This is a genomic window from Flavobacterium psychroterrae (assembly GCF_018380615.1).
Lineage (GTDB): Bacteria > Bacteroidota > Bacteroidia > Flavobacteriales > Flavobacteriaceae > Flavobacterium > Flavobacterium psychroterrae.
In genome coordinates, this window is sequence record NZ_JAGYVZ010000054.1 from 1 (window position 1) to 8,063 (window position 8,063).

General features: G+C 31.6%; 8 protein-coding genes. All 8 read right to left on the reverse strand.

Features of this window, described 5'->3' with window-relative positions:
- Positions 1 to 110: 110 nt before the first annotated feature.
- The 8 genes from KHA90_RS24680 to thrS all read right to left on the reverse strand — a co-directional run bounded on the left by KHA90_RS24680 (position 111) and on the right by thrS (position 7,725).
- The gene (locus tag KHA90_RS24680) at positions 111 to 1,244 is read right to left on the reverse strand and encodes a tetratricopeptide repeat protein (protein ID WP_213308147.1); all 1,134 of its coding nucleotides are present in this window, start codon (positions 1,242 to 1,244) and stop codon (positions 111 to 113) included.
- Positions 1,245 to 2,879 (reverse strand): ATP-binding protein, encoded by a 1,635-nt coding sequence (locus KHA90_RS24685; protein WP_317197424.1) that lies wholly within the window; start codon positions 2,877 to 2,879, stop codon positions 1,245 to 1,247.
- Between the two features lie 250 nt (positions 2,880 to 3,129).
- Complete coding sequence (locus tag KHA90_RS24690; protein ID WP_213308151.1) at positions 3,130 to 3,564, reverse strand: carboxymuconolactone decarboxylase family protein; 435 nt, start codon at positions 3,562 to 3,564, stop codon at positions 3,130 to 3,132.
- Between the two features lie 76 nt (positions 3,565 to 3,640).
- Positions 3,641 to 4,213 (reverse strand): Crp/Fnr family transcriptional regulator, encoded by a 573-nt coding sequence (locus KHA90_RS24695; protein ID WP_213308153.1) that lies wholly within the window; start codon positions 4,211 to 4,213, stop codon positions 3,641 to 3,643.
- 152 nt (positions 4,214 to 4,365) lie between these two features.
- Entirely contained in the window at positions 4,366 to 4,710 is a 345-nt protein-coding gene (gene rplT / locus KHA90_RS24700; RefSeq protein ID WP_056246768.1) for a 50S ribosomal protein L20, read from the reverse strand.
- Positions 4,711 to 4,891: 181 nt separating this feature from the next.
- Complete coding sequence (gene rpmI, locus KHA90_RS24705) at positions 4,892 to 5,089, reverse strand: 50S ribosomal protein L35 (RefSeq protein ID WP_022827375.1); 198 nt, start codon at positions 5,087 to 5,089, stop codon at positions 4,892 to 4,894.
- A 115-nt stretch (positions 5,090 to 5,204) separates the two neighbouring features.
- On the reverse strand, positions 5,205 to 5,756 hold the full coding sequence (infC, locus tag KHA90_RS24710) for a translation initiation factor IF-3 (RefSeq protein ID WP_081491471.1): 552 nt from the start codon (positions 5,754 to 5,756) through the stop codon (positions 5,205 to 5,207).
- 22 nt (positions 5,757 to 5,778) lie between these two features.
- The gene (thrS, locus tag KHA90_RS24715; RefSeq protein ID WP_213308155.1) at positions 5,779 to 7,725 is read right to left on the reverse strand and encodes a threonine--tRNA ligase; all 1,947 of its coding nucleotides are present in this window, start codon (positions 7,723 to 7,725) and stop codon (positions 5,779 to 5,781) included.
- Positions 7,726 to 8,063: the final 338 nt, after the last annotated feature.

Here is an 8,063-nt window from a genome sequence, read left to right on the forward strand (position 1 = left end):
AGATAATTTTTTATTATATTTGACATAGATATTGTTTTGTTTGGCGACATCAAGATACTGAATTTCAGTATCTTGAACAATATCTAGTCCGTATTTTTTACTTGAAATAATTACACCCAACGGGTAATAAATACAATTATAATATATGAAATGATGTTGTGATTTCTTCGTCTTTCTAATTCTAATTCGTTTTCTGCCTTTTCTGCCTTGAGTTGTAAATTTTCCGTTTTGTCCTTATTAAAATTGTATTTTATATTGGCAAACTGATTTTTCGCTTTTTGTCTTGCATTTGTTAAGCTGTCTGTGCTATTGATATATTTTAAAGAATATTTTTTCAGGTCAGCACCTTCACTGGTTTTTATTAATAATTGCAAGCTATAATTCTGATCTGCTGAATTATTATTTGCAATAGATTCATCGTATGTTTTTTTTGCATAGTATTTTGCTAAGCGCTTATCTTTTTTTTCAAAATAAAGCGAAAGATTTTTATAGCTGTTTTCAATTCCGGTTCTTTTATTGGGAAGTAATCTGAATTTTAATCCCTTACGAAGATATTGAATTGCTTTTTTTGAATTTCCTAACTTATAATAACTAAAACCTAAGTTATCTGCAGCATAACCATAGCCTTCTTCGTTTATTAATTTTATGCGGGGCGATACTAATATTTCAAGTAATGAAATAGCCTTACTATACTTTCCTTGATTCATGTATACTGATGCTATATTATTTAAGGCCAGACATTTTCTCCATGCACTTGTTTTTAGCGCTCTGGATTTTTCATAATATAGTATTGCATTATTATAATCGTACATATAGGAATAATTAGATCCTAATAAAGTGTAAACAATCCATGCATGTCTTGTTTTTTTGAGATACTTTAAATAAGGCAACGCCAAAATTGCTGTAGCTTCACTAGCTATAAAATTGCCTTTGTCATTATAGATATATGATATTGAGTAAATGGTGTATACGTAATCTTCTGTGTTTTTTTCAGGATTACAAAGTGGCAGTACTTTATTATAATATATAAATGCGCTGTCATTTTTTTTAGCATAATAAAACTTGTCAGCTATATTTGTGAGGCGCAGTATCTCAGCAGTATTATCTGTTTTGTTTGGTTTAGGAACAGTATCGGTTTTACAAGATTTTAATAGATAAAATAATATGCCCATTAGTATCAAAAGGGATATTATTAAATATTTTGAAAGTTTTTTATTTTGGAAAGAATAAAAGGTATTTTTCATTTATAAAGGAAATTTAATAAAGACTTTAAAACCTTTATTAGGAAACGATTCAAGATCAATTTCTCCTTTAATACTTAAAATTCTATTTTCAACATTATGTAATCCATTCTTAAATGTAATGTCATTTATGTTGATTCCATTGCCATTATCCGTATAATTAATAATTCCGTATTTATCCAAATTTTTAAAATTGATTTCTACTAATGAAGCATTACTATGCTTTTTCATATTTACAAGAAGTTCTTGTAAGACCCTGTAAATGCTAATCTTGACATTTTTCTCTATCGTATTCCAGATAATAGTATCTAATCCATTTATAATAAAATTAGTACTTGGGGTTTTAAATCCGGCGATCATTTCTGTTAAAAACAGACCATAATTTTCATCGGTAATAATTGTAGCGTTTTCTTTAGAAATGTCTCTTGTTCGGGAATAAATAGCATCTAAATTAGTTAGCAATTGTTCTCTGTTTTCAGCTATTGATAGATTTTTATTTTCGGCAAATGCCATTGTATGGTAGATATCATTGGCAAGTTCGTCATGGAGTTTTTTAGCAATTCGGGTTTCGCTATTATATGTAGCCTCAATTTTTTCCTTATTTCCTCTCGAAGTTAAATAAAAATATAGAACTAATATTAGGCTTAAACTAAATACAATGATAATATAAGAAATAATATTTCTGTTTTTTTGCCTCTCTAATTGTAACTCGTTTTCAGCTTTATGAGTTTTAAGTTTTAAATTTTCGTCTCTGTCTTTTTTAGAATCATATTTAATTTTAGCAAATTGATTCTTTGCTTTTTGTCTCACTTCAAATATACTGTCAACTAGACTAACATAAATAAGAGAGTGTTTTTTTAATTCCTGATTAGAACTATTTTCGATTATTAGTTTTAATGAAGATAACCTTTCATCAACATTATTTATGATACAAAATTGTTTATAGCTCAAAAGCATATATTTTTTTGCCAATGCCGGATTGCTTTTTTTATAAAATTCAGCAAAATGAATCAAGCTTTTTCCTGAATCTAAATGCCTTTCTTTCTTTTGTCTTATTTCAAGACCTTGACTTAAATAAGAAATTGCATTTTTTAAATCATTTATCTTAAAATAACAAAAACCTATATTGTCTAATACATTTGCGTAAAATACTTCATCATTAGTAACTTCTTGTTTGGTTAATAATTCAAGAAAATTTTTAAGAGATTCTGCATATTTTCCTTCGTCCATTAATATAATAGCAATATTATTTCTTGCAGCTAAGTTTCGCCACGATTCTGTTTTTAATGTTAAGGCTTTTTGATTGTACAATATTGCATTTTTATATTCATAAGTATTTAAGTAATTCATACTTAAAGTGACATATGTATTCCATATAAGTTCTGGCTTTTTTATATTTTTTAAATATGGCAAAGCTTCAATAATTGTAGATTCACTCCCAATAAAATCAGCATGCTTTTGTTGAATAGCTGCCATGTCATTTATTGTGCTAACGTAGTTTTCTGTATCTGTTATAGGATTGCAGATAAATTTTGCCTTGTTGTAATAAAAAAAAGCACTATCAGTTTTTTTATTTTTAGCGAAACGATCTGCAATAGCTATCAGTTTAGCAACTTCCGCTTTTGTATTTATTGACACAATTGAGTTAGATACTTTCTTCTGGCAAGATAAAAAAAACAGAAATGTAAAAAATATAGATAGGGGTTTGATTATTCTTTGTGGTATCATGCTCCAAAAGTATAGAATTTAAGCATTTAAGAAAAGTATAAACGCACTAATTTATTAATCGCAATTAATACTACTTTTTAATTCTAGTTTGGAAATTAAACAAAAAATGATCTTCTGTTAATAGAAGATCATTTTTTGTTTAGGCTTTTAAAACGAGATCTTACACAGCTCTCATACCTGTTGTTATGGCTAATCTGTTCCAGGCATTGATAGTAATTATAACTAAGATTATTTCAGCCAAATATTTGTCATCAAATAATCGGGCAGCATTCTGGTATACTTCATCAGAAACATGATTACTAATCATAGTAATCTCCTCTGTAAGTGCTAAAATTGCCTTCTCTTCTTCTGTATAAACATCAGCCTCATGCCAGACGCTTAATAAATAAATACGTTTTTCGGTTTCACCATATTTTCTGGCATCAGCAGTATGCATATTAATACAAAAAGCACAACCATTTAACTGAGAAGCACGAATTTTTATTAACTCTTTAAGTCCAGCAGTTAATGAAGTTTTAGCACTATATTTTTCTAAATTAACTAAAGCTTCATAAGCTTCTGGCGCAACATTTGGGATAACGATTCTTGGTTTCATTTTACTTTTTTTAAAGTTTGATACAAAGGTCAGCGATTTCTACCCTAAAAAACTTGAAGTACTTCAAGAAATTAGATTATACTTTTCCAGCTCTGATTTTACTCATAAATTCTGCCGAGAAATCGAGATAGGAGGCAAGCATATATTGCGGAACACGCTGTACAAATTCAGGATAAAGATCATTAAAGTGATGGTATCTTTCTTCTGCCGACATAGTAAACAAAAACTTAATTCGCATTTGTGCAGCACCAAAAGACTTTTGCGCAATAATTCTAAAATAGCGTTCCAGTTTTGGAATCTGAATAAGGATAGATTCTAATGTTTGTTTCTCTAAAGTAATTACTTCACACTTTTCTACAGCTTGTATGTAGAAGTGTGAAGGAGTTTGATTGTGGTAACTTAAGTAATCAGTAATCCACCAATTTTCAATACCAAACTGCAATGTTTGTTCGCTACCTTTTGAGTTAATGATATATTGTCTCAAACAGCCTTTTGTTATAAAATATAAGGTATTGCATATTTGACCTTCTTTTAGTATAAGTTCTTTCTTTTTGATAGTAGAAACACTTAGGCAAGATTCTAGAAGATCAATTTCCCAGAGTTCTAATGTTATAATCTTTTCAATATGTTGTAAAAGTGCTTTATACATGCTTATATTTTTGATAATATACAAATGTACTTTTAAAATTCAAGTTCTAAAAGCTCGGGTATTTAGAAACCTTGTAAAAACAAAAAACCATTCGCGTTAACGAATGGTTTTTCTATGATAAGTAAGTAATCTAAATTGAGTTTATAAAACGTTTATTTTACTTTATTAAGTATAGCTTTGAAAGCTTCAGGGTGGTTCATAGCTAAATCTGCAAGAACTTTACGGTTCAATTCGATTCCATTAGCTTTAACTTTACCCATGAATTGAGAATAAGATATTCCTTCCAATCTAGCTCCAGCGTTGATACGTTGAATCCATAAAGCACGGAAATTTCTTTTGTTTTGTTTTCTATCGCGGTAAGCGTAGCACATTGCTTTCTCTACTGCATTCTTAGCAACTGTCCAAACGTTTTTACGTCTACCAAAGAAACCTTTGGCTTGCTTCATTATTTTTTTTCTTCTTGCTCTTTTAGCAACTGAATTTACTGCTCTTGGCATAATTTTAATGTGTTTTTGTAGCAGGCGTCCTGAATTAAATCAAAGGAACTTAAAAGCCATACTCCAAGGTTATTTTTAAATAATTTTTAACCTAAAGAAAATCTTTAGTCAAAGGGTTTAAAAGTCAGATGTCAAAAGTTTAAACTTTTCAACTTTAAGACTTTACAACTTTCGACTTATATTAGATAATTCTTAATTGTTGTTTGATGCTTTTCATATCTGTTTTGTGAACTAACGCTGAATGTGTCAAAGCTAATTTACGTTTTTTAGATTTTTTAGTCAAGATGTGACTTTTAAAAGCATGCTTTCTTTTAATCTTTCCAGAACCAGTAACTTTGAAACGTTTCTTGGCGCTAGATTTTGTTTTCATTTTAGGCATTTTTCCTAGTGTTTTAATTTATTCTTACTTACTTATATCTTGGTCTGAAAGTTTAAATGTCAAAAGTCAAAAGTCAGTTTATGACTTTCGACTTTAAGACTTGTAACTTTAAGACTTATTTCTTTTTCTTGGGAGCAATGAACATAATCATTCTCTTACCTTCCAAAACAGGCATAGCTTCTACTTTACCATGCTCTTCTAAATCTGTTGCCAAACGTAGTAATAAAATTTGTCCCTGATCCTTATAGATGATAGAACGTCCTTTAAAGAAAACGAATGCTTTTAATTTAGCACCCTCTTTTAAGAATTTCTCGGCATTCTTTCTTTTAAACTCGTAATCATGCTCATCAGTCTGAGGACCAAATCTAATTTCTTTTACTACAACCTGCGTCGACTTAGCTTTTAAAACCTTATCACGTTTCTTTTGTTCGTAAACAAATTTCTTGTAATCCATGATTTTACAAACTGGCGGCTCAGCATTTGGTGAAATTTCAACCAAATCCAATTCAAATTGATCTGCCAAACGTAAAGCTTCTGCAAGCTTAAATACACCTGGTTCGATGTTCTCGCCTACTAGTCTTACTTCTTGTACACCACGAATAAGGTTATTTATTCTGTGTGCATCTTTTTTTTCTACTCGAGGTTGGTAACCTCTGTTGCTTCTTATTGCTATGACTTTATAATTTAAGTTAAACTGTAAAAACTTTTAATGTCTTTTTTATTTCTTCGTTTACAATAGCGACAAATTCATCAATTGTAACTGTAATATTCCCTTTTCCTTCTTGCCCGTGACGACGGATCGAAATAGTTCCATTTTTCTCCTCTTCCTCACCCACAATAAGCATAAACGGTATTTTTTGCATCTCAGCATCTCTAATTTTCTTACCAATAGTCTCGCTTCGGTTGTCAATTAGGGCGCGAATTTCGTGATTTTCTAGCAAATCTAAAACTTTTTTAGCATATATTTCGTATTTCTCGCTCAAAGACAAGATTATAGCCTGTTCGGGCATTAACCAAAGTGGGAAATTTCCTGCTGTATGCTCTAGTAAAATTGCGATAAAACGTTCCATAGATCCAAAAGGAGCTCTGTGAATCATAACAGGGCGATGTAATTCATTATCAGCACCTTTATAAGTCAATTCAAAACGCTCAGGAAGGTTATAATCAACCTGAATAGTTCCTAATTGCCACTGTCTTCCTAAAGCATCTTTAACCATGAAGTCAAGCTTCGGACCGTAAAAAGCAGCCTCGCCATATTCTACAACAGTATTCAGTCCTTTGTCAGCCGCAGCATTGATAATTGCATTTTCAGCTTTCTCCCAGTTCTCATCAGTACCAATATATTTATCTCTGTTTTCTTTGTCTCTTAACGAAATTTGAGCAGTAAAGTTTTCAAAACCTAATGAACCAAATACGTAAAGTACCAAGTCAATTACTTTTTTAAACTCTTCGTCTAATTGTTCCGGAGTACAAAAAATATGCGCATCATCCTGAGTAAATCCTCTAACACGAGTTAAACCGTGTAATTCACCAGATTGCTCATATCTGTAAACAGTACCAAATTCAGCATAACGCTTAGGTAGATCCTTGTATGACCAAGGTCTCACATTATAAATCTCGCAGTGGTGAGGACAGTTCATTGGTTTTAATAAAAATTCTTCACCTTCGGCAGGAGTACTTATTGGCTGAAAACTATCCGCTCCATATTTCGCATAGTGACCAGAAGTAACATAAAGTTCTTTTTGTCCAATGTGCGGAGTAACTACTTGCTCGTATCCGGCTTTCTTTTGAGCTTTCTTTAAAAATTGCTCCAAACGATCTCTAAGTGCAGCGCCTTTAGGTAACCACAAAGGTAAACCAGCACCAACTTTTTGAGAGAAAGCAAACAATTCAAGCTCTTTACCTAATTTACGGTGATCACGACGTTTCGCTTCTTCAAGAAGTTCAAGATATTCAGTTAAGTCTTTTTGTTTAGGAAAAGAAGTTCCATAAACACGAGTCAATTGCTTGTTTTTCTCATCACCTCTCCAGTAAGCACCGGCAACGCTCATGATTTTAAAAGCTTTAATAATCCCAGTATTTGGGATATGCCCACCTCTACATAAATCAGTAAAAGTAGCGTGATCGCAAAATGTAATGGTTCCGTCTTCAAGATTCGAAATCAATTCAGTTTTGTAAACGTTATCTTTATATAGTTCTAAAGCATCCGCTTTACTAACAGGACGCATTTTAAATTCATGTTTTCCTCTTGAAATTTCAAGAACGCGATCCTCGATTTTTTTAAAATCAGCATCAGTAATCTTTTGGTCTTCAAAATCAACGTCATAATAGAAACCGTTAGAAATTGCCGGTCCAAGAGTTAGTTTAATTCCAGGAAACAATTCCTCAAGCGCTTGCGCCATAACGTGCGAAGTCGAATGCCAGAAAGCTTTTTTTCCTTCTGCATCATTCCAGGTATATAAAGTAAGACTACCGTCGGTCGTCAATGGAGTTTCGGTTTCAATTGTTGTACCATTAAAAGATGCCGAAATTACATTTCTGGCAAAACCTTCACTAATGTTCTTTGCAACCTCCATCGGAGTTATGCCTGAAGCAAACTCTCTAATTGACCCGTCGGGTAAAGTAATCTTAATCATTGTTTATAATTTTGTGAATGCAAATATAAAGCATTACAAAAACACATACAATATATATGTACATGTTTATACGATAATATATAGGAAGAATTCAGATCTTAATATCGATGGTGGTTTTGCTCCTATATATAAGGAGGGATTTTGGGTATAATAGAAAGAGTGTTTTATTTAGGTGAACAAGGCGAATTCTATTTTTTTAATTAAGGAGCTGTTTCCCGCTATGCGCTTCAATCTTTTGTGCCGAACCCCGGCACAAAAGGATTTCTGCTTCTATCGGGGCTAGGGCAGTAGTATTCATAAGAAGATTGATCTAATATATGAGTTGAAATGAAACTTTG